General features: G+C 62.2%; 23 protein-coding genes. 7 read left to right on the top strand and 16 right to left on the bottom strand.

Annotated features, from left to right (window positions below):
* Window positions 1–311 precede the first annotated feature (311 nt).
* The 3 genes from gcvH (at window position 312) to H146_RS0102785 (ending at window position 4,275) form a co-directional block, all read left to right on the top strand.
* Complete coding sequence (gene gcvH / locus H146_RS0102775; protein WP_019950322.1) at window positions 312–713, top strand: glycine cleavage system protein GcvH; 402 nt, start codon at window positions 312–314, stop codon at window positions 711–713.
* Between the two features lie 91 nt (window positions 714–804).
* Window positions 805–3,687 carry an aminomethyl-transferring glycine dehydrogenase gene (gene gcvP / locus H146_RS0102780; RefSeq protein ID WP_019950323.1) on the top strand — a complete coding sequence of 961 codons (2,883 nt, stop codon included), beginning with the start codon at window positions 805–807 and terminating at the stop codon, window positions 3,685–3,687.
* Between the two features lie 21 nt (window positions 3,688–3,708).
* Window positions 3,709–4,275, top strand: a complete 567-nt coding sequence (locus H146_RS0102785; protein WP_019950324.1) for a 2'-5' RNA ligase family protein — start codon at window positions 3,709–3,711, stop codon at window positions 4,273–4,275.
* Here the strand turns inward: H146_RS0102785 and H146_RS0102790 are convergent.
* A complete protein-coding gene (locus H146_RS0102790) occupies window positions 4,230–5,162 on the bottom strand; it encodes a LysR family transcriptional regulator (RefSeq protein ID WP_019950325.1) in 933 nt (310 codons plus the stop codon). The two genes, H146_RS0102785 and H146_RS0102790, sit on opposite strands and share 46 nt — an antisense overlap.
* A 203-nt stretch (window positions 5,163–5,365) precedes the next feature.
* Between H146_RS0102790 and H146_RS0102795 the strand changes: the two genes are divergently transcribed.
* Together H146_RS0102795 and ppnN are read left to right on the top strand one after the other, a co-directional pair.
* The gene (locus tag H146_RS0102795; RefSeq protein ID WP_019950326.1) at window positions 5,366–5,653 is read left to right on the top strand and encodes a YfcL family protein; all 288 of its coding nucleotides are present in this window, start codon (window positions 5,366–5,368) and stop codon (window positions 5,651–5,653) included.
* Between the two features lie 50 nt (window positions 5,654–5,703).
* A complete protein-coding gene (gene ppnN, locus H146_RS0102800) occupies window positions 5,704–7,080 on the top strand; it encodes a nucleotide 5'-monophosphate nucleosidase PpnN (protein ID WP_019950327.1) in 1,377 nt (458 codons plus the stop codon).
* 84 nt (window positions 7,081–7,164) lie between these two features.
* On the opposite strand, the gene H146_RS20145 is transcribed toward ppnN, so the two are convergent.
* From H146_RS20145 to H146_RS0102860, 12 genes are all read right to left on the bottom strand, one after another.
* A complete protein-coding gene (locus H146_RS20145; RefSeq protein ID WP_019950328.1) occupies window positions 7,165–7,542 on the bottom strand; it encodes a hypothetical protein in 378 nt (125 codons plus the stop codon).
* On the bottom strand, window positions 7,539–7,991 hold the full coding sequence (locus tag H146_RS0102810) for a flavodoxin domain-containing protein (protein ID WP_019950329.1): 453 nt from the start codon (window positions 7,989–7,991) through the stop codon (window positions 7,539–7,541). The genes H146_RS20145 and H146_RS0102810 overlap by 4 nt, the downstream gene beginning before the upstream one ends.
* 138 nt (window positions 7,992–8,129) lie before the next feature.
* Entirely contained in the window at window positions 8,130–8,426 is a 297-nt protein-coding gene (locus tag H146_RS0102815; RefSeq protein ID WP_019950330.1) for an integration host factor subunit alpha, read from the bottom strand.
* 33 nt (window positions 8,427–8,459) lie between these two features.
* Entirely contained in the window at window positions 8,460–10,856 is a 2,397-nt protein-coding gene (gene pheT / locus H146_RS0102820) for a phenylalanine--tRNA ligase subunit beta (protein ID WP_019950331.1), read from the bottom strand.
* A gap of 43 nt (window positions 10,857–10,899) precedes the next feature.
* Entirely contained in the window at window positions 10,900–11,919 is a 1,020-nt protein-coding gene (gene pheS, locus H146_RS0102825) for a phenylalanine--tRNA ligase subunit alpha (RefSeq protein ID WP_019950332.1), read from the bottom strand.
* A gap of 207 nt (window positions 11,920–12,126) precedes the next feature.
* Window positions 12,127–12,477, bottom strand: coding sequence for a 50S ribosomal protein L20 (gene rplT / locus H146_RS0102830; RefSeq protein ID WP_019950333.1), 351 nt, complete (start codon window positions 12,475–12,477; stop codon window positions 12,127–12,129).
* 32 nt (window positions 12,478–12,509) lie between these two features.
* Window positions 12,510–12,704, bottom strand: coding sequence for a 50S ribosomal protein L35 (rpmI, locus tag H146_RS0102835; RefSeq protein ID WP_019950334.1), 195 nt, complete (start codon window positions 12,702–12,704; stop codon window positions 12,510–12,512).
* Window positions 12,705–12,867: 163 nt separating this feature from the next.
* Window positions 12,868–13,425, bottom strand: coding sequence for a translation initiation factor IF-3 (gene infC, locus H146_RS0102840; protein WP_019950335.1), 558 nt, complete (start codon window positions 13,423–13,425; stop codon window positions 12,868–12,870).
* 24 nt (window positions 13,426–13,449) lie between these two features.
* Window positions 13,450–15,351, bottom strand: coding sequence for a threonine--tRNA ligase (gene thrS / locus H146_RS0102845; protein ID WP_019950336.1), 1,902 nt, complete (start codon window positions 15,349–15,351; stop codon window positions 13,450–13,452).
* A gap of 281 nt (window positions 15,352–15,632) precedes the next feature.
* A complete protein-coding gene (locus tag H146_RS0102850; protein WP_019950337.1) occupies window positions 15,633–16,565 on the bottom strand; it encodes an OmpA family protein in 933 nt (310 codons plus the stop codon).
* A gap of 303 nt (window positions 16,566–16,868) precedes the next feature.
* Window positions 16,869–17,357 carry a DUF2489 domain-containing protein gene (locus H146_RS18245; protein WP_019950338.1) on the bottom strand — a complete coding sequence of 163 codons (489 nt, stop codon included), beginning with the start codon at window positions 17,355–17,357 and terminating at the stop codon, window positions 16,869–16,871.
* 51 nt (window positions 17,358–17,408) lie between these two features.
* Window positions 17,409–18,557, bottom strand: coding sequence for a glycosyltransferase family 4 protein (locus H146_RS0102860; protein WP_019950339.1), 1,149 nt, complete (start codon window positions 18,555–18,557; stop codon window positions 17,409–17,411).
* Between the two features lie 227 nt (window positions 18,558–18,784).
* Between H146_RS0102860 and H146_RS0102865 the strand changes: the two genes are divergently transcribed.
* Window positions 18,785–20,242, top strand: a complete 1,458-nt coding sequence (locus H146_RS0102865; RefSeq protein WP_019950340.1) for an SLC13 family permease — start codon at window positions 18,785–18,787, stop codon at window positions 20,240–20,242.
* A gap of 106 nt (window positions 20,243–20,348) precedes the next feature.
* A complete protein-coding gene (locus tag H146_RS0102870) occupies window positions 20,349–20,534 on the top strand; it encodes a hypothetical protein (RefSeq protein WP_019950341.1) in 186 nt (61 codons plus the stop codon).
* 102 nt (window positions 20,535–20,636) lie between these two features.
* Here the strand turns inward: H146_RS0102870 and H146_RS18250 are convergent, their stop codons facing one another.
* The 3 genes from H146_RS18250 to H146_RS0102885 all read right to left on the bottom strand — a co-directional run bounded on the left by H146_RS18250 (window position 20,637) and on the right by H146_RS0102885 (window position 24,782).
* Window positions 20,637–22,481, bottom strand: coding sequence for a methyl-accepting chemotaxis protein (locus H146_RS18250; RefSeq protein ID WP_019950342.1), 1,845 nt, complete (start codon window positions 22,479–22,481; stop codon window positions 20,637–20,639).
* Window positions 22,482–22,710: 229 nt separating this feature from the next.
* Window positions 22,711–23,865, bottom strand: a complete 1,155-nt coding sequence (locus tag H146_RS18255) for an amidase (protein ID WP_019950343.1) — start codon at window positions 23,863–23,865, stop codon at window positions 22,711–22,713.
* Window positions 23,862–24,782 (bottom strand): MurR/RpiR family transcriptional regulator, encoded by a 921-nt coding sequence (locus tag H146_RS0102885; RefSeq protein ID WP_019950344.1) that lies wholly within the window; start codon window positions 24,780–24,782, stop codon window positions 23,862–23,864. Before H146_RS0102885 ends, H146_RS18255 begins: the two co-directional genes overlap by 4 nt.
* Window positions 24,783–24,843 lie beyond the last annotated feature (61 nt).

Here is a 24,843-nt window from a genome sequence, read left to right on the forward strand (position 1 = left end):
AGTTTCCGCTGTCATCAGGATGGCAATGTACCGCCTGCAGCAGATGCTGTCATGGCGAGCGGCGCGGCGTTTCAATACCGATGCGGACGGCGCTGATTTGGCCCGTTGCCCTTTTCGCATCGCCCCGTCAGGTTTACGATAAGCAAAAAGTTTCCGATCGGAAACAGGCACTCACTCTGCGATGTCGCTTCGCGGTGGACGCCGTCAATGCTTGCGGCCACGATAATAGGCGAGGACGCCTCGTTGGCGCTTCGCTATCGATACCATTTGGACCCACGACACCCGCAAGCCGGTCTTGAAAGGAAAATCTCATGAGTCAGATTCCCGCCAATCTTCGCTACTCCGACAGCCACGAATGGATCCAGGACAACGGCGATGGCACAGCCACTATCGGCATCACCGACCATGCCCAGCAGGCGCTGGGCGATGTGGTCTTCGTCGAACTGCCCGAGGTAGGCGCCGAACTCGCTACTGGTGAGGAGTTCGGTGTGGTCGAGTCGGTCAAGGCCGCCTCGGACCTTTACGCGCCGCTGGGTGGCGAAGTTGTCGAAGTCAACGCACTGCTCGAAGAGTCACCCGAGAGCGTCAACGAGAGCCCTTACGACGACGCCTGGCTGATCAAGGTACGCCTGACCGAACCCGACGAGCTGGAATCGCTGCTCGATGCCGACGCCTATGGCGAACTGGTCGCCGGCGAGGAAGAGAGCGACTGAGCCGGTACCGGTCGGCCGCCTTTTGATGGCGGCCCCTCCCCTGGCGACACCTCGAACACAGCGAGGCTGCCCCCACCCACACGGATATGATATGGCATTCGACACTCGCCCCCTGACCGAACTGTTCAATCGCGACGCCTTCATCGGCCGTCATATCGGCCCCGATGACCGAGCGCGTGACAGCATGCTGCAACGGCTCGGAGAGGATTCGATGGCGTCCCTGATGCGGCGCACCATTCCCGCCGACATCCGCCTCGACGGCGAGCTGGCACTCCCCGACGCCCTGCCCGAAGAACAGGCGCTGGCACGGCTGCGCGACATCATGGGCCGCAACCGGGTGGCGCGCAGCCACATTGGCGCCGGCTATTACGGCACCCGCATGCCGGCGGTCATCGCCCGCAACGTGCTGGAGAATCCGGGCTGGTACACCGCCTACACCCCCTATCAGCCGGAGATTGCCCAGGGGCGGCTGGAGGGGCTTTTGAACTTCCAGCAGATGGTCATGGACATGACCGGCATGACGCTGGCCAACGCCTCGCTGCTGGACGAAGCGACCGCCGCCGCCGAGGCGATGACGCTGTGCAGACGCGCCAACCGGAAAAACAAAAGCGACGCCTTTTTCGTCGCCGATCACGTCTTTCCGCAGACGCTCGATGTGCTGCGCACCCGCGCCGGCTGGCTGGGCATCGAGCTGATCGTCGACAGCGCCGAGCAACTCGACCAGCACGAGGTCTTCGGCGCCCTGCTGCAGTACCCGGGTGACGACGGCGCGATCGTCGAGCTGGCGCCGCTGATCGAGCGCGCCCATCAGCGCAACGTCATGGTGGCGGTGGCCAGCGATCTGCTGGCGCTGGCAGTGCTGACGCCTCCTGGTGAACTGGGCGCCGATATCGTGCTCGGCTCGGCGCAGCGCTTCGGCGTGCCGATGGGCTTCGGCGGCCCTCACGCTGCCTTCTTCGCGGTCAGCGACGGCCTCAAGCGCTCGATGCCGGGGCGCGTCATCGGCGTCTCGCGGGATCGTCACGGTGCCCCGGCGCTGCGCATGGCGATGCAGACCCGCGAGCAGCATATCCGTCGCGAGAAGGCGACCTCCAATATCTGTACCGCCCAGGCGTTGCTGGCCAATATCGCCGGCTTCTACGCCGTCTATCACGGCGCCGAGGGTATCCGCACCATCGCCCGCCGGGTGCATCGCCTGGCCCGCATTCTGGCCCTGGGGCTTGCGAAATCCGGGCTTGCACCCGACAGCTCGGCCTTTTTCGACACCCTGACACTGAGCGTCGAGGATAACGAGGCACTGCATCAGCGCGCCGAGCAGGCCGGCCACAACCTGCGCCGTCGCCATGACGGCCGAGTTGGCATCAGCTTCGACGAAACGACCGCTATCGAGGATGTGGCGGCGCTGTTCGATCTGCTGCTGGGCGAGGGCCATGGCCTCGACGTTGCCGCCCTCGACGCCGAGGTGATCGCCGCCGGCGAGACACTGCCGGAATTCGCCAGGCGTGACAGTGACTATCTCACCCATCCGACCTTCTCGCGCTATCGCAGCGAGACCGAGATGCTGCGCTATCTCAAGCGGCTGGAAAATCGCGACCTGTCGCTGACCCATGCCATGATCCCGCTCGGTTCCTGCACCATGAAGCTCAACGCCACCAGCGAAATGGTGCCGCTGTCGTGGCGCGAGTGCGCCGACATTCACCCCTTCGCCCCGCGTGATCAGGTACAGGGCTACCACACCCTGATCGACGAGCTGTGTCATCAGCTCATCGAGATCACCGGCTACGACGCCGTCTCCATGCAGCCCAACTCCGGCGCTCAGGGGGAGTACGCCGGCCTGGTGGCGATCCGCCGCTATCAGCAGGCCAGCGGCGAGGGGGAGCGCGATATCTGCCTGATCCCCAGCTCGGCCCACGGCACCAACCCCGCCTCCGCCGCCATGGCGCAGATGAAGGTAGTGGTGGTGGAGTGTGACAGCCGCGGCAATATCGATCTCGAGGATCTGCGCCAAAAGGCCGGGCAGCACAGCGCGCGGCTGTCGGCGATCATGCTCACCTACCCCTCGACTCACGGCGTGTTTGAAGAGGGTATCCGCGAGGCCTGCCGTATCGTCCACGAGCACGGCGGGCAGGTCTATATCGACGGCGCCAACATGAACGCCCAGGTGGGACTGTGCCGCCCCGGCGATTACGGCGGCGACGTCTCGCACCTCAATCTGCACAAGACCTTCTGCATTCCGCACGGCGGCGGCGGCCCGGGCATGGGACCGATCGGCGTGCGCGCCCACCTGGCCGACTACCTGCCGGGCCACGCCGTCACGCAAAGCGGCGAGCCGGGTACCGCGGTCGCGTCGGCCCCCTTCGGCAGCGCGCTGATTCTGCCCATCTCGTGGGCCTACATCCGCATGATGGGGGCACGCGGGCTGCGCGAGGCGAGCGAGGTATCGATTCTCGGCGCCAACTACATCGCACAGCGGCTGGAGGAGCACTTCAACGTCCTCTACCGCGGCGTCAACGGCCGGGTGGCACATGAGTGCATTATCGATATCCGCCCGCTCAAGGCAGCCAGCGGCATCGATGAAGAGGATATCGCCAAGCGCCTGATCGACTTCGGCTTCCACGCCCCCACCATGTCATTCCCGGTCGCAGGCACGCTGATGATCGAACCCACCGAATCGGAGTCGCAGCGCGAACTGGATCGCTTCTGCGACGCCATGATCGCCATTCGCGAAGAGATCGCGGCGGTCGAAAACGGCGAGTGGCCAAAGGATGACAACCCGCTGGTCAACGCACCGCATAGCGAACGCGACCTGGCTTGCGCCGAGTGGCCTCATCCCTACAGCCGCGAGCAGGCCATCTTCCCCACGCCGGCAACGCGCGAGGCGAAGTTCTGGCCATCGGTCAATCGGGTCGACAACGTCTATGGCGATCGTAACCTGATCTGCAGCTGCCCGAGCATCGAGGATTATCGTGACTGAGTGCACCCGGGGGCGACAGTCTTGAGGCTCTTCGTTGCCCTGCTGCCGGATGGCGCCAGCTGCGCATCGCTGATTCGCATGCGGTCACGTTTCGCACATCGGCTGGAGGAGGTGCGCTGGGTGCCGGTCGAAAACTGGCACCTGACGCTGCATTTCATCGGCGAGATCGAGCGCCGCAGCGTTCAGGCCCTGCTGGGCGAAGCGGCGGCACTCGACAGGGCATTCAGCCTTGAGCACCCCACCGGGCTGGAAGCGGCCGCAGTTCGTCTCGGCGGCTTCCCCGATCCGGACACCAACGGCCGGACCTGGGCGCTGCACCTGATGGACAGTGCGATAATCGATGAGTGGCGTTGCCGCTGGCGGGAAGCGCTGACACGCTGTGGATTGGGCACGGCGCCTACCGCGACTTTTCTGCCCCATTTAACCATGGCACGCGCGCCGCGGCAGCGCTCGTGGCCGACTCAAAACCTGCCCCTGGGGCTGCGTTTTAATCGCCTGGCGTTAATCGACAGCAGGCCAGCGCAGAACGGCGCCATGCCCTGCTATGTACCACTCTCTTCCGAGAGCGTCTCCTCCGGCACATCGTAGCCATAAAGCGCATTGCGCCGCTGCTGGCGAAATTCATCGATCAACTGGCGGTAGCGCCCGGGCAGTTCATTGCCGCGACGGATCACCACGTAGAGCGGCTCGTAAACCGGGGTGGTCAGCGACATCTCCAGTACCTGACGCTGCCAGGGCGAGCTTTCCAGTACCGGTCGCGGCACCACAGTAAAGCCCAGCCCACGCGCGACGGCATCAAGCACTACCCCCACATCGTTGGTGAAGCCGCGCTGCGGGAAATGGCTGATCGAGCGAAACTCACCGGCGAAATTCTCGCGCAGCACCTGGCTTGCATTGTTGACGCCATCAAAATAGTTGACGAAACCCAGCGCCAGCAGCTCATTGAGAGAACTGCCACGAAAGTCACCCGGCACCACCAGGCACAGCGGCTCGTGATGCCACAGTTCATACTCGAGATCGGGATGGCGCGTCATGTCGGTCAGGATGCCCATGTCGTGGCGCCCGGCCAGCACGTCCTGCACAATTTCGTTGTTGAAGGCGAAATTGTAGCTGATCGTCAAACCCGAATAGAGCTGCTGATAACCCAGCGCAAAGGGATAGAACATCAGGCCGACACTGGCCGGGCTGGCGATACGGCAGTCGCCGCTGTCCAGCGACTCATCATCCAGCGAATGGCGAAACTGCTCGTGTTCGGCAAAGAGCCTTACCGAGTAGTCGTAGGCGCGCCGCCCCGCCTCCGTCAGCGTAAAACGGCGCCCGTGCCGATGCAGCAGGGTGCGATCGAGATACTGTTCGAGCTTGCGAATATGCTGACTGACACCGGGCTGGGTCATCGCCAGCTTGCGTGCGGTATGGGTGAAGCTCCCCGTCTCCACCAGGGTGATGAAGGTTCTGAAATACTGGGCGTTGAACATGTAGAATCTTCAGTTCGTATGGGGACCGCCGACAAAAGAATATCAAACGCCCTGGCAGCGTTTGGCAATGCGCTCGACAGGGATGCAATTGTATCATCAAACACTGTTCTTCGCAGACGCGGTTCCCGCTTTCCGGCGGCCACGCCGCATGCCGTGTTAGCATCGTGGAATTGCGTCATACACGCCACACAGGGCCAACCGATATGCAGGATCCCTTTCAGCAAAGAGCGGAGCGCATCCGCACCACCCTACTGGCCATGGAAGGCGAAGCACCCGATGACGATCTTTTCGCCCTTGGCTACATGATCCCTCAGGTGGAACTGGTACTCGAGATGGCCGAGTACGACCCGCAGCAGGTCGACGCCGACACTTTCGACGCCACCTACCGCGACTGGCTCGAGCACACCTTTAGTGAAGACGGCATGTCCTGCGAAGATCGCCAGCGCATCGAAGCGCTGTGGCAGCAGGCACGCTCACGCCTTGACGGCTGAACATCCCGCCTGGTCCCCACTGTTTTCAAAGGCAAGGAATTTTCTTTTCAATGACCGCAACCAACCGCATCTCGGCCACCATTTCCCCGGAAGGCAGCCTCGAGGTGCTGTCGCAGCAGGAGGTCAACCGCCTGCGCGACAGCTCATCCAAAGGCGTGCACGAGGTGCTGCGCCAGTGCGCTCTGGCGATTCTCAATTACGGCCCCCTGATCGACGACAGCCGCAGCGTGATGGAGACCTGGCAGGATTTCGATATCGAGGTCGTCCAGCAGGATCGCGGCGTGCGCTTGAAACTCAGCAATGCGCCGGCCCACGCCTTCGTCGACGGCCAGATGATTCGCGGCATCCGCGAGCTGCTGTCGTCGGTGCTGCGCGATATCGTCTACGTCTCCAACGAGATTGAACATCACCCCCGCTTTGACCTCGACACCTCTGAAGGCATCACCAACGCCGTCTTCCACATTCTGCGCAACGCCGGGGTGATGAAACCCTCTCGCGATCCCAGCCTGGTGGTGTGCTGGGGCGGCCACTCGATCTCCCGCGAAGAGTATGACTACAGCAAGGGAGTGGGCTACCAGCTGGGCCTGCGCGAGCTGGATATCTGCACCGGCTGCGGCCCCGGGGCCATGAAGGGGCCGATGAAGGGCGCCAATGTCGCCCATACCAAGCAGCGCCGGCGCAATAGCCGCTATCTGGGCATTTCGGAGCCGGGCATCATCGCCGCCGAGTCGCCCAATCCGATCGTCAATGAACTGGTCATCATGCCGGATATCGAGAAACGCCTGGAGGCGTTTATTCGGCTGGGGCACGGCATCATCATCTTCCCCGGCGGCGTGGGCACCGCCGAGGAAATTCTCTATCTGCTGGGCGTGCTGCTGCATCCGGATAACGTCGACATTCCCTTTCCGATCATCTTTACAGGCCCGCGCAGCAGCGCCGACTACTTCCGCCGTATCGATGAGTTCATCGCTTTCACGCTCGGTGAGCAGGCGCGCGAGCGCTACCGAATCATCATCGACGACCCGATCGAAGTGGCTTGCAGCATGAAACAGGGCATCGAGGAGGTAACAGGCTTTCGCCGCGAGCATCAGGATGCCTTCTACTTCAACTGGCGCCTGAGTATTCCGGAAGATTTTCAGCAGCCCTTCGTGCCCGATCACCGCAGTATGGCGTCGCTGGCGCTGCACCGTGACCAGCGCGTTCACGACCTGGCGGCCAACCTGCGTCGCGCTTTCTCGGGCATCGTGGCGGGTAATGTCAAGGAGCATGGCGTGCGCGCTATAGAACGGCAAGGACCTTTCCGCCTCAACGCCGAGAGCGAGCTGATGGCACCGCTGGATGAACTGCTGACCTCTTTTGTCGCCCAGGGTCGCATGAAGCTGCCGGGCAGCAAATATGTGCCCTGCTACACCCTGAACAATCAATAGTTCGCAACGGCCCCGGTATCAGCCTCGGTGACGGCCAGGGGAGAGAGAGGCAGGACAGCAGAATGCCCTGCCCTTTCTATCGGGCTATTGTACCGTTAGCGGTCGCCACCAGCACCACAGTGCCTGCAGGACCACACCTGTGGTCATGCCCCAGGGCAGCCAGCGGTACCAGCCGCCGGTCAGGGTGCCGGCATTGCCCATGATGTGGCCCAGCAACGCCACGGCCAGCCCCAGCACCATAGCAATCGGCAGCCTCGATAGCGCGCGATAAAAGCGCCGCCGCTCGGCTTCGCTACTGTGACGCCACATCATCAGCGTCGCCATCGCGACCGCCACGGCGCCGGCACCGATCAACAAAAGCCGTTCGCGGTCTCCGATCAGATAGTAGCCCGGCACGGCAGCGAGCATTGCCAGCACCAGGCCAACCAGCACCGCAAGGCGCTCGCCGTTGACCGCTTTCATGCCTGCTCGGCCAGCCACTGCTCTACCCATGGAAGCGCTGCGTCATCGGCCATCGGGGTCTCATCGGCGTCTACCTCGAGACGCTCACCGAGGCGCTGTGCGCCAAGAGTCTCCAGCAGCGCGTCGAGCTTGCGACCGGCACCGCAGAAGCTCTCCTCGTAGTTGCTGTCGCCCATGGCGATCAGACCGTAGCGCAGCGGTTGCAGATCGGGGCGCTGCGCTTCGAGAGCGTCGCTCAATGCGCTGAAATTGCCGGGAATATCGCCGCGACCGGTGGTCGAGATACAAAACAGTACCAGCTCCGGCATGGGGTCGGTCAGATGGGCAAGATGGGGTTCCTCGTAAATCTCGACGCTATAACCGGCCGACTCGAACAGCGGCGCGACCTGCTCGGCGACATCGAGGGCACCACCGTAAACGGTGGCAACATAAATTCCGACTCTGGGCATGGAAGCAGCGGTCTCCCGGATGGTTGAAAGAAATCCTGCACGGCAGGCGGGGTGGCGCAGCGCCACAGGCGGCATCGGCCCAACATGAAAACCCCGCCGGATGGCGGGATCGGGATCGGCATGTCGTCACGACAGCGCTCAGAGGTCGTCGTTATCCTCGACAAGCGACTTGAGTTTCTGTCCGGGGCGAAAGGTCACCACTCGGCGCGCGGAGATAGGAATCTCCTCGCCGGTTTTGGGATTACGACCCGGCCTTTCACGTTTATCGCGCAGGTCGAAGTTGCCAAAACCGGAAAGCTTGACCTGCTCGTTTTCACGCAGACAGCCACGAATTTCTTCGAAGAACTGCTCGACCAGCATCTTCGCCTCTCGCTTGGAAAAACCCAGCGACAGGTGTAGATGTTCGGCCAGATCCGCTTTGGTTAACGCACTCATTTCATACCCCGGAAGACAGTTCCGCGACTGCGGTCAACCGCGCAGCACGGCCCCAAAACGCTCCGCCGTGACCGCCACGATATTATCGATGATCTGGTTGATTTCACCGTCTGTCAGCGTGCGCGAAGGATGCTGCCAGGTCAACCCCAGCGCCAGACTCTTGTACCCCTCGGCAACGCCTGCGCCGCGGTAGATGTCAAAAAGTCGCAGCGACACCAGGCTATCGCCGGCCTCGGTACGAATCACATCCAGCAGCGACTGTACCGTCAACGACTCCTCGACGATCAGCGCCAGGTCACGACGCACTTCGGGGTAGCGCGACAGCGGCGTAAAGCGCGGAACCCGTCCCCGCGTCAGCGCCTCCAGCTCGATCTGAAACGCATAGATATCGGTCTTGATGCCAAGGCTTTCAAGCACCCGGGGATGCAGCGCCCCCAGCCAGCCCACGCAGCGACCGTCACGCACCAGGCGCGCGCTCTGTCCGGGATGCAGCGCAGGGTGTTCGGCCGTTTCAAAACGCCACGCCTCGCCGCTACCGCCGGCCTCGATGAGACGCTCAACGTCGCCCTTGAGATCGAAAAAGTCCACTGTATCGCGACGCGCCGACCAGCCCTCGGCATCGCGGCCGCCGCAGAGCATACCGGCCATCATGGGGGTCTGCGTCAGCTCACCCGCTTCATCTGCAAAGCCGCCTTCGAAAATCCGCCCGGTCTCGAACAGCCGTATGCGCTGCTGCTGGCGATTGAGGTTATACATGACAGCGCGCACCAGCCCTGCCCACAGGCTCGAACGCATCACCGACATGTCGCTGGAGATAGGGTTGGCAAGCACCGGCGCTGTACTCTGCGGCGCAAAGGCGTGCTGCAGCGCCTCCGAGACAAAGCTATAGGTAATGGCCTCCTGATAGCCCGCCGCAACCAGCAGATGGCGAAGCCGATCGAGCGGCACCCGGTCACCGGCAACTCTCTTCGGCGCCAGCTCGGCACGCGGGTAGCGTACCGGCAGACGGTTGTAGCCGTGGATGCGTGCCAGCTCTTCGATCAGGTCCTCTTCCCGCTCGATATCGAAGCGCCACGGCGGTATGCCGACCTGCCAGCGACCGTCACCACTCGGCTCGAGCGTCATTCCCAGCCGAGTGAGAATGTCGACGATATCATCATGCGCCAGCGCCATCCCCAGAATCCGCGCCACGCGCGTAGCGTCAAGAAAAACCCGGCGATGCACCGGCAGTTGCTGGTGATCGCAGACCTCCACCGTCGGTCCCGGCGTACCGCCCGCGATATCGAGCAACAGTCGAGTGGCGCGTTCGATGGCACGCACCTGCTGGCTCGGGTCGACGCCACGCTCAAAGCGATGCGAGGCGTCGGTGTGCAGGCCGTAGCGGCGCGCCCGGCCGGCTACCGCCAGCGGCGCGAAAAAGGCCGATTCAAGCAGCACATGACGGGTCTGCGAATTGACACCGGAACGCGCCCCGCCCATCACACCGGCAATCGCCAACGGGCCCTCGGCGTCAGCAATCAGCAGGGTGTCGCCATCCAGCGCCACCTGCTGGCCGTCGAGCAGTTCGAGCTTCTCGCCTTCGCCGGCGTAACGCACCTCGATATGCCGGCCAAGCCGCTCGAGGTCGAAAGCGTGCATCGGCTGGCCCAGCTCCAGCATGACGTAGTTGGTGACATCCACCACCACATCGATCGAACGTATGCCACTGCGCCGCAGACGCTCCGCCATCCACAGCGGGGTAGGCGCGCTGATATCGACATCGCGCAGAATGCGCGAGGCGTAGCGCGGGCAGGCGGCGGCATCCGCCACGCGAATGTCGAACTGCTCATCGCCCACCGGTATGACCGCTTCGACGGGCGGCACCTGCACTGCGAGGCGGTTGAGTACGCCCAGCTCACGTGCCAGACCGGCCAGGCTCAGGCAGTCACCGCGGTTGGGAGTCAGGTCCACCTCGATGGTGTGGTCATCGAGCGTCAACCAGCGGCGCAGGTCCTCACCTGGCGGGGCTTCGTCGGGCAGCACCCAGATGCCGGGAGACTTCTCCTCCACCAGCCCCAGCTCGGATTCGGCGCAGATCATGCCACTTGACGCGACACCGCGCAGTGTCGTCTCGGCGATCTGCATGTCACCCGGCAGTACCGCGCCGGGCAGCGCCAGCGCCACCTTCTGGCCGGCTGCAACGTTGGGCGCGCCACACACCACCTGGCGTGGCGCCCCACTGCCGTCATCGAGCTGGCAGACGCGCAGTCGATCGGCGTCGGGATGCGGCGCCAACTCGGTCACCCGGGCGACCACCACCGCGCTGAAATCGGCGGCCACCGGCGTCACTGCATCAACTTCCAGCCCCGCCATGGTGATCTGATCGGCGATGGCCTGAACATCCTGCGTAACCGCCACCCACTGACGCAGCCAATTGTCGGAAACTTTCATCATGCCTCGCTATGCCGAAATCGAATGTCAAAGGGGGAATCGGTTACTGAAACTGGCGCAGAAAGCGCAAATCGTTGTCGAAGAAAAGACGCAGGTCATTGACGCCGTAGCGCAGCATGGCCAGTCGCTCGGCGCCCATGCCGAAGGCAAAGCCGCTGTAACGCTGCGCATCGATCCCCACATGGCCGAATACCTCGGGATGTACCATGCCGCAGCCCATCACCTCCAGCCAGCCGGTGTGCGAACAGACCCGGCAACCCTGCCCCCCACAGATGACACACTGAATATCGACTTCGGCCGACGGCTCGGTAAAGGGGAAATAGGAAGGCCGAAACCGTACGTCGAGTTGATCGCGCTCGAAAAAGGCCCTCAGAAAGGCCTCGATAGTGCCCTTGAGGTCAGCGAAGCTGACACCCTCATCGACCAGCAACCCTTCGACCTGATGGAACATCGGGCTATGGGTCAGATCCGAATCATTACGGTAAACGCGCCCGGTGGAAATCAGTCGCAGCGGCGGCGCCTGCTCCTCCATGGTGCGCACCTGAACCGGCGAAGTATGGGTACGCAGCACGTGGCTGGCATCGAAGTAGAAGGTGTCGTGCATGGCGCGAGCGGGATGATGCGCCGGAATATTGAGCGCCTCGAAGTTATGATAGTCATCCTCGATCTCGGGGCCGTCGACGATGTCGTACCCGATGGCGCCGAAGCACTGCTCGATACGACGCAGTGTACTGGTGATCGGGTGCAGCCCGCCGCTCTCCTCGCGCCGACCCGGCAGGGTCACATCGACTCGCTCGGCGGCCAGCTTCTCCGCCAGAGCGGCCTGCTCCAGCAGCTGTCGTCGCGTTTCGAGTTTCTCCTCGAGCTGACGACGCGCATGGTTAATATGCTCCCCGGCCGCCGGACGCTCCTGCGCCGGCAGTTTGCCCAGCCCCTTGAGCAGCGCCGTGACCTCGCCCTTCTTGCCCAGATAGCGCACTCGAATCTCTTCGAGCGTGCGGATATCCTCGGCAGCCTCGATGGCGTCACTCGCCGTGGCTACCAGTGAAGAGAGATGCTCCATCCGTCCTGCTCCATGACTGACCCAAGCGGTTCACGACCGCGATGTATAAAAAACGCTCAAAAATCGCCGGGACCGATTTTTGACGCCGCGAGGCGGCCCCGGGTACCCGGCCCGGGATGGCGGACACAAAAAACAGGGGAAGAGCCAAGGCTCTTCCCCTGCGACGTCAACGCGGGCGAGGCAGGCTCACCCGGTTGGATATCGTCATCAGGCCGCCCTGGCTTTCTCGACGATAGCGCCAAAGGCCTGCTTTTCGTGTACCGCGAGATCGGCGAGAATCTTGCGATCGATCTCTATCCCGGCCTTTTTCAGGCCGCTGATGAAGCGGCTATAGGACATACCGTGGGTGCGGGCCGCAGCATTGATACGTGCGATCCACAGCGCGCGGAACTGACGCTTGCGCTGGCGGCGGTCACGGTAGGCATACTGCCCGGCCTTGATAACCGCCTGCTTGGCAACACGGAAAGTGCGCGAACGAGCACCATAGTACCCTTTCGCCTGCTTGAGAATCTTCTTGTGACGGCGACGGGCGACGACACCACGCTTGACGCGAGCCATGGGAACCTCCTGACTTCAGTGTATTGATCGACTCAGATGTAGGGCAGCATGCGGTTGATAAGCGCACGATCCGCATCGTGGATCTGCTTCATCCCGCGTAGATGACGCTTACGCTTGGTCGACTTCTTGGTCAGGATGTGGCTACGAAAGGACTGCTTGTGCTTGAAGCCCTTGGCGGTACGCTTGAAGCGTTTGGCGGCACCGCTGTTGCTCTTGATCTTCGGCATGGGAAGTTACTCCACTCACTTCGAAAAGCGCTTCAACAAACGGGCGACGCGATCGTCACGGCCGTTTGTACCCTGCGCTCTCTTTTTCAGGAAACCCGAGGCCAACACGCCATCTCGCGACCCGGAAGCCTCAGGATGGCGTGCTCGTTAAACTGCCCGCGGATCACTTTTTACGAGGGGCGAGCATCATGATCATCTGACGCCCCTCCATCCTCGGACGGGACTCTACCACGGCAAGCTCCCCCAGGTCACTCTCGACGCGCTCCATCAGCTTGCGGCCGATCTCCTGGTGGGCCATCTCACGCCCGCGAAAGCGCAGCGTCACCTTGCCCTTGTCACCGTCCTCCAGAAAGCGGGTCAGGTTCTTGAGTTTGACCTGATAATCGCCTTCATCAGTGGCAGGCCGGAATTTGACTTCCTTGACCTGGATCTGTTTCTGCTTCTTTTTCTGAGCAGACTTCTGCTTTTTCTGCTCAAACAGATACTTGCCGTAGTCCATGATCTTGCAGACGATGGGGTCGGCGTTGGATATCTGTACAAGATCAAGCCCGGCCTCTTCGGCTCGGGCAAGCGCCTCGCTCATGGGAACCACGCCCAGCTGCTCACCTTCATTGTCGATAAGCCTGACCTCATCCGCGCGAATGCGGTCATTAATGGGGGCTCTTTTATCCTGAGGGCGTCCGCGTTGATTATTGCGCTTGATCGTTAAGTCTCCCTGCACAAGAAAGAGAAGGGGAAAGAGAAGTCACTGTCGGCGCTCTGATGCGATACGGGACAGAAACTCCGAGACCGGCATGGTGCCGATGTCTTCTCCCGTGCGCGTTCTGACAGCAACGCTATCCGATTCGATCTCCTTATCGCCGACAACCAGCAGATAAGGCACCTTTTGCAACGTATGCTCGCGAATTTTAAAACCGATCTTCTCATTCCTCAAGTCCGACGATGCTCTAATGCCGGCCTGCTGGAGGCGTTCGGTCAGCGCGCTGGCATAGTTCGCCTGGGCATCGGTGATATTGAGCACCACCGCCTGCTCGGGTGCCAGCCACAGCGGCAGCGCACCGGCATGATGCTCCAGCAGGATGCCGATGAAGCGCTCGAATGAACCAATGATAGCGCGGTGCAGCATTACCGGTGTGTGGCGGTTGCCATCCTCGCCAACGTACTGCGCGCCGAGTCGACCGGGCATCATGAAATCGACCTGCATGGTACCCACCTGCCACTCGCGGCCCAGGCAGTCGCGCATGTGGTACTCGATCTTGGGCCCGTAGAAGGCACCCTCGCCCGGCAGCTCCTGCCACTCCACGTTGCACGCCTCAAGAGCAGCACGCAGCGCCGCTTCGGCCTTGTCCCAATCCTCGTCACTGCCGATACGCTTGTCGGGGCGCAGCGCAATCTTGACGTCGATATCGTCAAAACCGAAGTCACCATAGACCTTCAGTGCCTGGCGATGAAAATCGGTTACCTCCGGCTCGATCTGTCGCTCGGTGCAGAAGACGTGGCCGTCATCCTGGGTAAAGGCGCGCACCCGCATGATGCCGTGCAGGGCACCCGAAGGTTCGTTGCGGTGGCAGCCACCGAACTCGCCATAGCGAATCGGCAGCTCTCTGTAGCTGTGAAGCCCCGAATTGAACACCTGGACGTGGCCGGGGCAGTTCATCGGCTTGAGCGCGAACTGGCGCTTTTCCGACTCGGTGAAGAACATGTTCTCGGCGTAATTGTCCCAGTGGCCGGAACGCTGCCAGAGACTGACGTCCATGACCTGCGGGCAGCGGATCTCCTGGTAGCCGCTGTCACGATAAACGCCACGCATATACTGCTCGACCGCCTGCCAGATCGCCCAGCCGCGCGGGTGCCAGAACACCATGCCGGGAGACTCCTCCTGCTGATGGAAGAGATTGAGCTGGCGCGCCAGCTTGCGATGGTCGCGCTTCTCGGCCTCCTCGAGACGCTTGAGATAGGCGTTGAGCTGCTTTTTATCGCCCCAGGCAGTGCCGTAGATACGGGTCAGCATGGTATTGGACGAATCACCGCGCCAGTAGGCACCGGCCAGCTTGAGAAGCCGAAATGCCTTCAGATGGCGGGTGTTGGGCACGTGCGGCCCGCGACACATGTCGGTGTATTCGAGGTGATGATAGAGACGCACCGTCTCGCCCGCGGGAATACCGGCGACGATCTCCTGCTTGTAGGGCTCGTCACGCTCGAAAAAGGTGCGCATGGCATCGTCGCGATCAACGTACTCGCGCACGACATCATAATGTTCATCGATCAGCTCGCGCATGCGATTTTCGATGCTTTCAAGATCTTCACTGGAGACCGAACGACCGAAATCGATGTCGTAATAAAAGCCGTCATCGATAACCGGACCGATCGCCATTTTCGCATCGGGATAGAGCTGTTTGACGGCGTGACCGATCAAATGGGCACAGGAGTGACGAATAATTTCCAGTCCGGCCTCATCGCGCGCGGTGACAATCTCGATGCGAGCGTCCTGATCGATCGTGTCGGCGGTATCGACCAGCCGGCCCTCGATCCTGCCTGCCACAGCGGCTTTGGCAAGACCGCTGCCGATCGACTCGGCGACCTGCATAATAGAGACGGGAGACTCGAACTGACGCTGACTGCCATCCGGCAGAGTTACGACGGGCATGAAAAATCCTTTCCGGGTTCAGTGGTGACCGCTACCAAAAGTCACTTGAGATATTGCCCGGACGGGGCAATAGGCGTTATCTGCCGCAACGAAGCGAACAGCACGCAGGGCAAGTAGCAACAAGGGTTGGAAAATTAACAGATGCTCACTATAGCCGTCCAGTCGCAGCGTAAAACGCCATCGACGACTGCACTCCGAAACGGGTCAGGGTAAAACCGAGAATAAAAAAAAGGAGCGCCGTAGCGGCGCTCCCCTTTTATTACAGCCGGTAAGCGATTGGCTTACATGCTGCCACTGCTGGAACGGTCCATGACCTGACCGTTGTCACCCAGCGGATGAACTTCGGTACGACGGTTCTGAGCACGACCGGCAGCGGTTTCGTTGGTGGCGACCGGGTTGTTCTCGCCATGGCCGACAGCGCTCATGCGACCAGCGCTAACACCCTGCGAGACCAGGTACTGCATGACGGACTCGGCACGACGCTGCGACAGGCCCTGGTTGTACTGGGCACTACCGATGGAGTCGGTGTAGCCTTCCAGACGAACGTCGACGCTCTGATTGGCGTTGAGCTTCTCGGCAACAGTGTTCAGGATGCTTTCGGCATTGTCGGTCAGACGTGCAGAGTCGAACGCGAAGGTAACGTCATTGAGAACCAGCGCGGCTTCACAGCCCAGTGCGTTGACCTGAGCACCGGCCGGGGTGTCCGGGCACTGATCCTGGTAGTCGGGCACGCCGTCACCGTCGGAATCGAGCGGGCAGCCGCGCGAATCGACTTCAACGCCGGCCGGCGTACCGGGGCACTGGTCCATGTAGTCGGGCACGCCATCACCGTCGGTGTCGATCGGGCAGCCATTGGCATCAACGGCAACGCCGGCCGGGGTGTTGGGGCACTGATCACGGGAGTCCGGCACGCCATCGTTGTCGGAATCCATTTCGCGCTCTTCACCACCGGAGCACAGCAGAGCGGCTGCAGTCGCACCCGCAGTAGCACCAACGGCAGCGCCGGTGTCTTCGTCGCTGTCACTGCTGACGCCGTAACCGATGCCGCCGCCGATCAGGCCGCCGGCCAGACCGCAGACGAACGGAGAAGAATACCAGGGATCGCCAGCCGAGGCAGAGGTAGAGCTGGTGGACTGGGTACCGGAGCTGGCACAGCCGGCAAGACCCATGACCAGAGCGGACCCCAGCAGCAGGCCTGTAGTTGATTTATTCATGCAAGACTCCTTCTTTTTGCAACGCTAAGGCAACGATGTGTTGTGTACCGGGCGGTTCCGAGTATAGGCAACGTCAACGAGAGCCGAAAGTTTTTCTTTGCGATGACAAAAAAAGAGCTTCCTGCTCTGCCGATCGCCGTGGCGAAGCGCCGGTCACATTCTACTGTCACCACGGGAATAGCATACCGCAGCAATCCTGCATACGGTGTATTCGAACACTGTTTTCGCACTGCGAGGTGCGAAAGTCAAACGCTGTTTTTACAGCCAGCTGCATTTCAACCTATTTGTGGCTTTTTTTCAAAATCAGCGTGCCCGGAGCCCGAGCTCGAGTGCCGGATCGCTCGCCTGTAGCTGGCGATCAGCCATCGTCTGCGCAGCTCGCATGATCCGATCGCGGTAGCGATCGGCCAGCTCGATACGTTCACCATCCTCACGCATGCGCTGTGCAGGGCTCAACCGAGCGCGCGCCTGGTGAGTATGCAGGTGATCGGCCTCCTCGCTGACGCGGGCGATAACTTCAAAAGGTTCTTCACGCAGCAGCTCGGGGTTCAGGTGATCAACAATGACCCGCGAGCGCAGACACCCCTCCACCAGATCCATCTGCTCGGCCAGCATGGCACGCCCGATCACTTCGAGGCTGTCGATACAGTGCTGCTGCCGCTTGAGTACTTCATGACGACTGGCGTCATGACGACGGCGAAGCTCACGGTATTGACGCCATGCGACCCCGGTGAGCGCTGCGACAATGACGATGCCGACCACCAACAGGATCAGCGCCAGAACTTCGGGCATGGGACCTCTCTTTCGATTGGAAATGGCAGGTAACGCATGAGACGCATCTCGTCAGCTCGATTCTTTCGACGCCTGCAGGGATTCAAAGGAAGCCATCAGCCTGTTGCGCTGACGTTCGTGGGACCAGTCCGTAACGCGATGCGCCAGCGCCATGCCGATCTCTTCTCGCCGTGGCGCATCGCCAAGCAACTCAACGATACGCTCGACCCAGCCGGCGTCATCGTCGGCTTTCAGTATCAGTTCGGCATGACGGCCTTCGAGAACTTCGGCACTTCCCACGCTCGAGGACAACAGCACCGGTGTTGCGCAGGCCATCGCTTCCAGTGCGACGCGACCAAACTCTTCGATATGGGCCGGCAGCACAAACAGATCCAGCGCGCCATAAAGGCTTTCGACATCGTCGATCGTAGAGCGCCAGATGAAACGCTCTGCGACATTCAGTGAGACAGCCTGGCGCTGGTAGGGAGCAGGATCATCCCGCCCCACTACCAGAAAACGACACCGCCCCGGCAGTCGGTGCTCAATGCCGGCAGCCATCCTGACAAGGCCTGCCACGTTACGCTTGCGAAAATTGCCCGAGGTGACCAGCCCGATCAACCACTCATCGTCGCCTACGCCAAGCGCAAGGCGCTGCTGCTCGCGCCTCGGGCGGGCGCGCTGCGGATTGAACTGTGCGGGGTCGTAACCGGGGTAGCTGATTTCGATTGCGGATTCATCGATACCGTAGCGTGATGCCAGATCATGCGCCATTAACCGCGAATTGACCGCCACGCGACGAAAACGCCGACCGCCCAGAACATGGTCGTGGATGGCGGCCACCTCATGGCCCGTCGGCAGCGGACGGCCATATATCGCCTGGTTTGCCAGATGCACACAGTTGTGTAGATAGACAACATCAGGCGTCTCCACGTCGCCATGACTGACCAGCAGTGCCGGGCGGTGACGACGCGCCCATGCCTGCACGCGACGATTGAACCAGAAGCGTCGAAAAGGGCCCTTGAAGGGCCAACGCCGCGTCAACACCAGCTGCGCACCCGCTCGCTCGACCAGATCAGCACGGCCACGCTCGGCAATAATCACAACCCTGTAGCCCAGCGCTATCAGTGCCGAGGTCTGCTCAAGTGCATTGCGACTGGCGCCGGTACTTTTTTCGACCTGACGAATCGCGATCAGTGCAAGCGAGGGGGGGCTTTCGCTCATTGACCTGTTACCAAGGCTGACACCTTCGAAATAAATGGGCTGAGGTTTGCACCCACTCTAACATGAAGGCCATGGATGCCGGTGATAGCCGCTATGCGGCCAAAACAGAACAAATGATAACTGATGTGACGAAAGTGACAGAGCCGACGCGGAACGGCTAATTTTAAGCCACCCGAGAGCCCTTTCAGGCCCGCAAGCACAAAGGCCGTCCACCACAAGGAGAGCACATGTCCAATCCCGATAGCGCCCCCCGCAACGATAACCACAGCGCCCTCGCACCTGTCATCGGCCTGTGGCTGGGCCTGGCCTGGGTCGCCATGGTGATGCTGCTGCCCGCACCCGGCGGCATGTCGCCAGGCGCCTGGCACTGCATCGGCCTTGCACTTCTTATGGCGACCTGGTGGTCAACCGAGGCGATTCCCATCCCGGCCACATCGCTGCTGCCGATCATCCTCGCCCCGGCAATGAACATCGGCACCCTGCGTGAAGTGACTGCTGCCTACGCCGACCCGATCATTTTCCTTTTCCTCGGCGGTTTCCTGCTCGGTCTTGCCATGCAGCGCTGGAACCTTCACCGGCGTATCGCACTGCGTCTTCTGCTCACGGTCGGCAATAGTCCCGAGCGCCAGATCGCCGGTTTCATGATCGCCACCGGCTTTATCAGCATGTGGGTCTCCAATACCGCCACCGCCATCATGATGCTGCCGATCGGCACCTCGGTCATTGCTCTGGTTGCCAGCAAGGCTGACGAAGAGATCGAGCGCTACGCCACCAACCTGCTGCTGGCCATCGCCTACGCCGCCAGCATCGGCGGCATCGCCACCCTGATCGGCACGCCGCCCAACGCCCTGCTGGCCGGCTATCTCGCCAACAACCAGGGCGTCGACATCGGTTTCGCCCAGTGGATGGTGGTCGGCCTGCCCGTCTCGGTGGCGATGATGGTGATCGCCTGGTGGTGGCTGACCCGCGGCGGCTTCAAACTGGAAGCCAGCGACGCCGGTGCACAAATGCTGCGCGACGAACTGAAATCGCTGGGCCGCATGAGCAGTGCCGAAAAACGGGTCGGCGCCGCCTTCCTGATCGCCGCCATCGCCTGGGTCACCCGGCCGCTGCTCAATAACATGGGCGTCGGCTGGCTCAGCGACACCACCATCGCCATGATCGTCGGTATAGGTCTTTTCCTCGTGCCCTCGGGTAATGAGAAAAAGGAGAAGCTGATGGACTGGGAGAGCTCCTCCTCGCTGCCCTGGGGCGTCCTGCTGCTGTTCGGTGGCGGTCTGGCGCTGGCCGGCATTATCCAGAGTTCGGGGCTTGCCGAATGGATCGCCAATCAGCTGGCCATCTTCTCGATCTTCCCGCTGATCCTGCTGATCGCGGTCGTGGTGCTGGTCATCATCTTTCTTACCGAAGTGACCTCCAACACCGCCACCGCCGCCGCCTTTTTACCGCTGCTGGGCGCGCTGGCAGTATCGCTGGGGCTATCGCCGCTGCTGATCACCGTGCCTGCCGCTATCGCCGCCAGCTGCGCCTTCATGATGCCGGTCGCCACGCCACCCAACGCTATCGTCTTCGCCACCGCACGACTGCCGATCAAGTCGATGATTCAGGCCGGTTTTTTCCTCAACCTTAGCGGAACCCTGGTGGTCACCGGACTGGTCTATCTGCTGATAAACCTGTTCTGGTAGCCTTTATCCCCTTTGTCGCCCGTGACGCAAAAGCGGGCGGCACAGGGTTTCTGCAGCGCCTTTTCATATCTCGACCGGCAACACCAGCGCCGCAGAGAGCCGCCGCATGCTCACCGAGGAGGAGGATAAACCGGGCGCCATGAGCAGCGCCGAAAAGCGCGTGGTCGCCATCGTCTTTGCCTCGGGTCAGCTCGCCATCGGCGACATGATCCGCAAGGGCGTTGTACTCAATCTCGTCAGCACCGTGGTGATTACCCTGCTGTGTTATTCGATCGTCGCCTTTCTGTGGTAGCTGAACTACCACCGGAACACACCCGACAGCACTGAAAAAGCCGGCCCCGGGCGGCCGGCTGATGGACTCGACACCCCGCCGAGACGGGGTTGGTGCGGGTACTCAGAACGTCTCCCACTCATCGGTGTCGCTGCTTTTGGCCCTGCTGCCGCTGGTGTAACTGCCGGTGTTCTCCTGTGAAGCGCCACGCCGTGCGCTCGTGTGGGAGTCGTGCTGGCTCGATTGCTCACTACGCCCACCGGAGGACTGACCCTTTTGCGTCTGGCGGGCACCGTCGCCCTGCGATGACGCAGCGCCGGAACCCTGCCATTGCGACGACTGACTGCTGTGCTGCTGCCCGCTATAACCGTGGCCCTGATCACTACCCAGCCGCGGAGGCGCGCTGTGCGGTGTCGCCGCGGCGTTGTCGGCAACCCTGAAAAAGGCCATCTGCTCGCGCAGGCGTTCGGCGCTGTCGGCCATCGAACGGCTCGCCGCCGCCGACTCCTCGACCAGTGCCGCATTATGCTGTGTAGAGCTGTCCATTTCGGAGACCGCCTGATTGACCTGATCGATACCGCTGGACTGTTCGCGGCTCGCTTCGGCAATCTCGGCGACCAGATCGTTCATGCGCGTAACGCCCTCGGCGATCTCGTTGAGCGTCTCACGCGAGCGCGTCACCAGTGCCGAGCCATCGCTGACCCGTTCCAGATTGTCGTCGACCAGCTGACGAATATCCTTCGCCGCATTGGCGCTGCGCTGGGCCAGGGTGCGCACCTCGCCGGCCACTACCGCAAAGCCGCGCCCCTGCTCACCGGCGCGCGCCGCCTCGACCGAGGCGTTGAGCGCCAGCAGATTGGTCTGGAAGGCGATCGAGTCGATCAGGCCGACAATCTCGGCGACCTTTTTACTCGAACTGCTGATCTGCTCCATGGCGCCGGAGGTCTGCTCGACCACGTCGCGGCCGCTGGACGTCTGATTGCGCAGCTCCCCGGCAACCCGATTGGCCTGGGCGGCGTTGTCGGCGTTCTGACGCACGGTGGAGGTCATCTGCTCCATCGAGGCGGCGGTCTCTTCAAGGCTTGCCGCCTGCGACTGGGTGCGCCGCGACAGCTCGTCGTTACCGGCGGCAATCTGACCCGCGGCCGAGCCCACCGTTTCGGCATTGAGACGCACGTCACCGACCACCCGAATCAGCTGCTGCTGCATCTCGCGCAGACGCCGCAGTAGCGCCGCAAACTCGTCGCGACCGATGATCTCGATATGGCCATCGAGATTGCCATCGCTGATCTCGTCGGCCACGCGACCAGCCTCGTTGAGCGGGCGCATGATACTACGGGTCAGCCACCAGCCTGCCGCCGCCATCAGCAGCAACGCCACAACCAGAAGGGTACCCAATTGCCACATTTGCTGACGGGCAGCGCCACTGGTATTGGCGTACTTGTTTGCTACCTGAGTGATGTTGAGATTAACTGCCTCGTTAATCCCCGCGACAATGGTGCCAAAAGGAACCCGAAGCTGATTACCGTCTGTCGTGGCCGAGAAATCTCCGCCGACCATATCATTCAGGTGGCGCTCGTAACGCTGCCAGTACTCCTGCAGCGCCGGCGCGATCCGCGCGGCAATCGCCTCCTCCTCGGCACTGGTGACGTTGTGCTCCTGGTAGTCCCGCCAGTTGGCGGAGGTGCTCGCGCGCAGCTCCGCAACATGCTGCGTCAGCTCACGCGCCTCGCTGATCGACTGATCACTGCGCACGCGCAGAATGTCGACTTGTGATTCGTAGATCCCTTCATCGACAGCATTGAGCAGCTTGAGCGGCAGCACATCGCGTTCGTAGGCGTTGAGGAAGTTGTTGTTGGCCTGGCGGGTGCCATAGAAACCCGCCAGGGCCGTAACAATCAGCAGGACGGCCAATCCTGCCATGGTGATCGTCAGTTTATATTTGACGCTTCTATCGAGACCGAGCATGAGGCATTACCTTGAGTAGTTCGTTTCGGTGACGCGCCAGCCATCATGGCGACTTCACGCATTAACGACGCTTATACGGCAACGCTTTAGTAGCCTGAGTCATGAAAAAGACATCTTTCAGACTCCAATTTTTGATTTTTTTGCTGTACAAGAAGTGAAAGCCTATAAAATCAAAGAGATAGCGCAGTAATTGTCTCTCACACGAGGCATGGCTCCGCGACGTTTTGCCTCACAGCGCCGACAGTAGAAGGCGCCTGTCCTGCCCCGGTGCCGCCAGCAGCGACATGCCCCAGGGCAGCGCCTCGTCGCGCATCAGCGGCATCGAAAGCTGTGGCGCCTGCCACAGGCCCGCCAGTGCGGTCAGTCCCATCAGCGTCTCACGATAGCCCGCCAGCGCCTCGGCAGGCGTGTTGCGACCCGGCGCCGCTCCCGGCGTAGTGGGCAACACCAACGGGTATTCGCCGCCCGCGGCGACGCGCTCGAGATATTCGATCAGCGCCTCGCGCTCGCGCATGGCGCTGCGCTCTTCGTCGGCATCGAGCCCGGCACACCAGCGAAAGCGCGCGGCGATATCATCGGCAAAGCGCGGCTGGCGTTTTGTAATCCAGTCACCGTGAGTGCGCCAGATATCCCGCCCCTGCAGCGTGCGGAAGGCACGGCTGGCGCGCTCCAGCAGCTCCCTGTCGAGAGGCTCATGACGTGCCGGCTCGAACCCGCTGTCCGCCAGCGCCTGTTCAAGGACACGCTGCTGCCCGGCCTCCAAACCCACCGGCATCAGGCTGACGACCGCTGTGGCGGCCTCCTCGCTGCCCGCGGGCAGTAACTGCTGACCGACCTCGTAAAGGGTGCCGGCATCGCGGCACATCCAGCCGGCGGTATCGAAGGAGGGCGCCAGCGGCACGCAGCCCTCCAGCGAGATAACACCGTGACTGGGCCGCAACCCGTAAAGCCCGTTGTAACTGGCCGGCACGCGGATCGAACCGCCGGTATCGGTGCCCAGACCAATATCGGCCTGATCGATCGCCACCGCGATGGCAGAGCCGGACGACGAGCCGCCCGGCAGGCGGTCGGGCTGGGCGGGGTTGACCGGCGTACCGTAGTGTACATTGGCGCCGTTGAGGCTATAGGCCAGCTCGTCGGTCTGCGTTTTGCCGGCCAGTTCGGCGCCTGCCGACAGAAGCCGCTCCACCACCGGCGCGGTACGCCCCGCCGGGCGCTGGTCGGCGCGCCAGTCGGGATTGCCGGCACCGGTGACCATGCCCTCGATGTCGAACAGATCCTTGACCGCCAACCGCAGCCCGGCCAGTGGTCCGTCCCGATGTTCGTGGGCCGCCGTGTCGGCCGCCTCTTCATTAACCCAGATCGCCCTGTCCCTTGCCGTCATGATGATTCCCCTGGCTTGTGGTCCGTAATGGTCGTTGTCGGCATGATGGCCCCCGGTTCGATTTCATCGAGAGCCCCATAGAGTTCGTTGAGCTGCTGGATACGCGCGCGCCCCTCGGCGAGACGCTGATGCAGCAGCGCATTGGCGATCAGATTGACCAGGCTCATGGCGCTGGCGTAGCTGTCGAAGGCGGAAACGCTCTCCAGCGGACATTCGATAAACCAGCGCACTTGTTCGCGATAGCGACCGGCGCCGGGATCGGCGATCAGCAGGCTGGCGGCGCTGCCCGCCGCCAGCATCTCGATCAACGCGGCGAAATGGCGCGGCCGGCGGCGAAAGCCCATCACAATCACCAGATCGCGCTCATCGAGCGCCGCAATCTCCTCGCCCAGCGACTGCCCCGGCTGCGGCGCCAGCGCCACCCCCTCGCGGGCCTGAATCAGCTGCTGACGCAGATGCAGCGCCACCGGATAGGCATTGCGGTAGCCGATCACCACCACCCGCCGCGCGCGGTCCAGGGCGTCGACCAGCGCGTCGAAGGTCCGGGCGCCGAGCGCTTCCAGGCAACGGTGCAGGTTATGGCGCTCACGCTCGAAATGGCGGGTGAAGCGCTCCAACCCCTGGCCCATGGCAGCGGCATCGGTCACCAGCGGCACACCGTGGTTACGCAGGGTGCGGGCGTGCTCACGCACGTCGCGAAAGCTTTCAAACCCCAGCCGCTTGAACAGCCGCGTGACCGTCGCCTTGGAGACGCCGGAAAGGCGCGCCAGTTCGGCGGCGTTGTAGACCGCGAAGTCGTCGAAGTGATCGAGAATAAAGGTCGCGACGCGGCGCTCATGAGGGGTCAGCGTCTCGAAGCGTTGGCGGATAAGCTGGCCGATGTGCTGCGAAGCAGGGCTTTCGGGGGTTGCTGACATGCTGTCCTGCGCAAAGTGGTTGGAATCGAGCGCTGTCTGACGCCCCGATGACAGCTTACCG

It is taken from the genome of Kushneria aurantia DSM 21353 (genome assembly GCF_000382245.1).
GTDB classification, from domain to species: Bacteria; Pseudomonadota; Gammaproteobacteria; order Pseudomonadales; family Halomonadaceae; genus Kushneria; species Kushneria aurantia.

Coding starts and splice junctions, on each gene's coding strand:
- rplT (WP_019950333.1), bottom strand. CDS start 12,477: ATGGCTCGCGTCAAGCGTGGTGTCGTCGCCCGTCGCCGTCACAAGAAG.
- ppnN (WP_019950327.1), top strand. CDS start 5,704: ATGACCGCAACCAACCGCATCTCGGCCACCATTTCCCCGGAAGGCAGC.
- H146_RS0102870 (WP_019950341.1), top strand. CDS start 20,349: ATGCTCACCGAGGAGGAGGATAAACCGGGCGCCATGAGCAGCGCCGAA.
- H146_RS0102865 (WP_019950340.1), top strand. CDS start 18,785: ATGTCCAATCCCGATAGCGCCCCCCGCAACGATAACCACAGCGCCCTC.
- H146_RS0102810 (WP_019950329.1), bottom strand. CDS start 7,991: ATGCCCAGAGTCGGAATTTATGTTGCCACCGTTTACGGTGGTGCCCTC.
- gcvP (WP_019950323.1), top strand. CDS start 805: ATGGCATTCGACACTCGCCCCCTGACCGAACTGTTCAATCGCGACGCC.
- H146_RS20145 (WP_019950328.1), bottom strand. CDS start 7,542: ATGAAAGCGGTCAACGGCGAGCGCCTTGCGGTGCTGGTTGGCCTGGTG.
- H146_RS0102790 (WP_019950325.1), bottom strand. CDS start 5,162: ATGTTCAACGCCCAGTATTTCAGAACCTTCATCACCCTGGTGGAGACG.
- rpmI (WP_019950334.1), bottom strand. CDS start 12,704: ATGCCGAAGATCAAGAGCAACAGCGGTGCCGCCAAACGCTTCAAGCGT.
- H146_RS0102815 (WP_019950330.1), bottom strand. CDS start 8,426: ATGAGTGCGTTAACCAAAGCGGATCTGGCCGAACATCTACACCTGTCG.
- pheS (WP_019950332.1), bottom strand. CDS start 11,919: ATGGAGCATCTCTCTTCACTGGTAGCCACGGCGAGTGACGCCATCGAG.
- pheT (WP_019950331.1), bottom strand. CDS start 10,856: ATGAAAGTTTCCGACAATTGGCTGCGTCAGTGGGTGGCGGTTACGCAG.
- H146_RS0102850 (WP_019950337.1), bottom strand. CDS start 16,565: ATGAATAAATCAACTACAGGCCTGCTGCTGGGGTCCGCTCTGGTCATG.
- H146_RS0102795 (WP_019950326.1), top strand. CDS start 5,366: ATGCAGGATCCCTTTCAGCAAAGAGCGGAGCGCATCCGCACCACCCTA.
- thrS (WP_019950336.1), bottom strand. CDS start 15,351: ATGCCCGTCGTAACTCTGCCGGATGGCAGTCAGCGTCAGTTCGAGTCT.
- H146_RS0102860 (WP_019950339.1), bottom strand. CDS start 18,557: ATGAGCGAAAGCCCCCCCTCGCTTGCACTGATCGCGATTCGTCAGGTC.
- gcvH (WP_019950322.1), top strand. CDS start 312: ATGAGTCAGATTCCCGCCAATCTTCGCTACTCCGACAGCCACGAATGG.
- H146_RS18250 (WP_019950342.1), bottom strand. CDS start 22,481: ATGCTCGGTCTCGATAGAAGCGTCAAATATAAACTGACGATCACCATG.
- H146_RS0102885 (WP_019950344.1), bottom strand. CDS start 24,782: ATGTCAGCAACCCCCGAAAGCCCTGCTTCGCAGCACATCGGCCAGCTT.
- H146_RS18245 (WP_019950338.1), bottom strand. CDS start 17,357: ATGCCCGAAGTTCTGGCGCTGATCCTGTTGGTGGTCGGCATCGTCATT.
- H146_RS18255 (WP_019950343.1), bottom strand. CDS start 23,865: ATGACGGCAAGGGACAGGGCGATCTGGGTTAATGAAGAGGCGGCCGAC.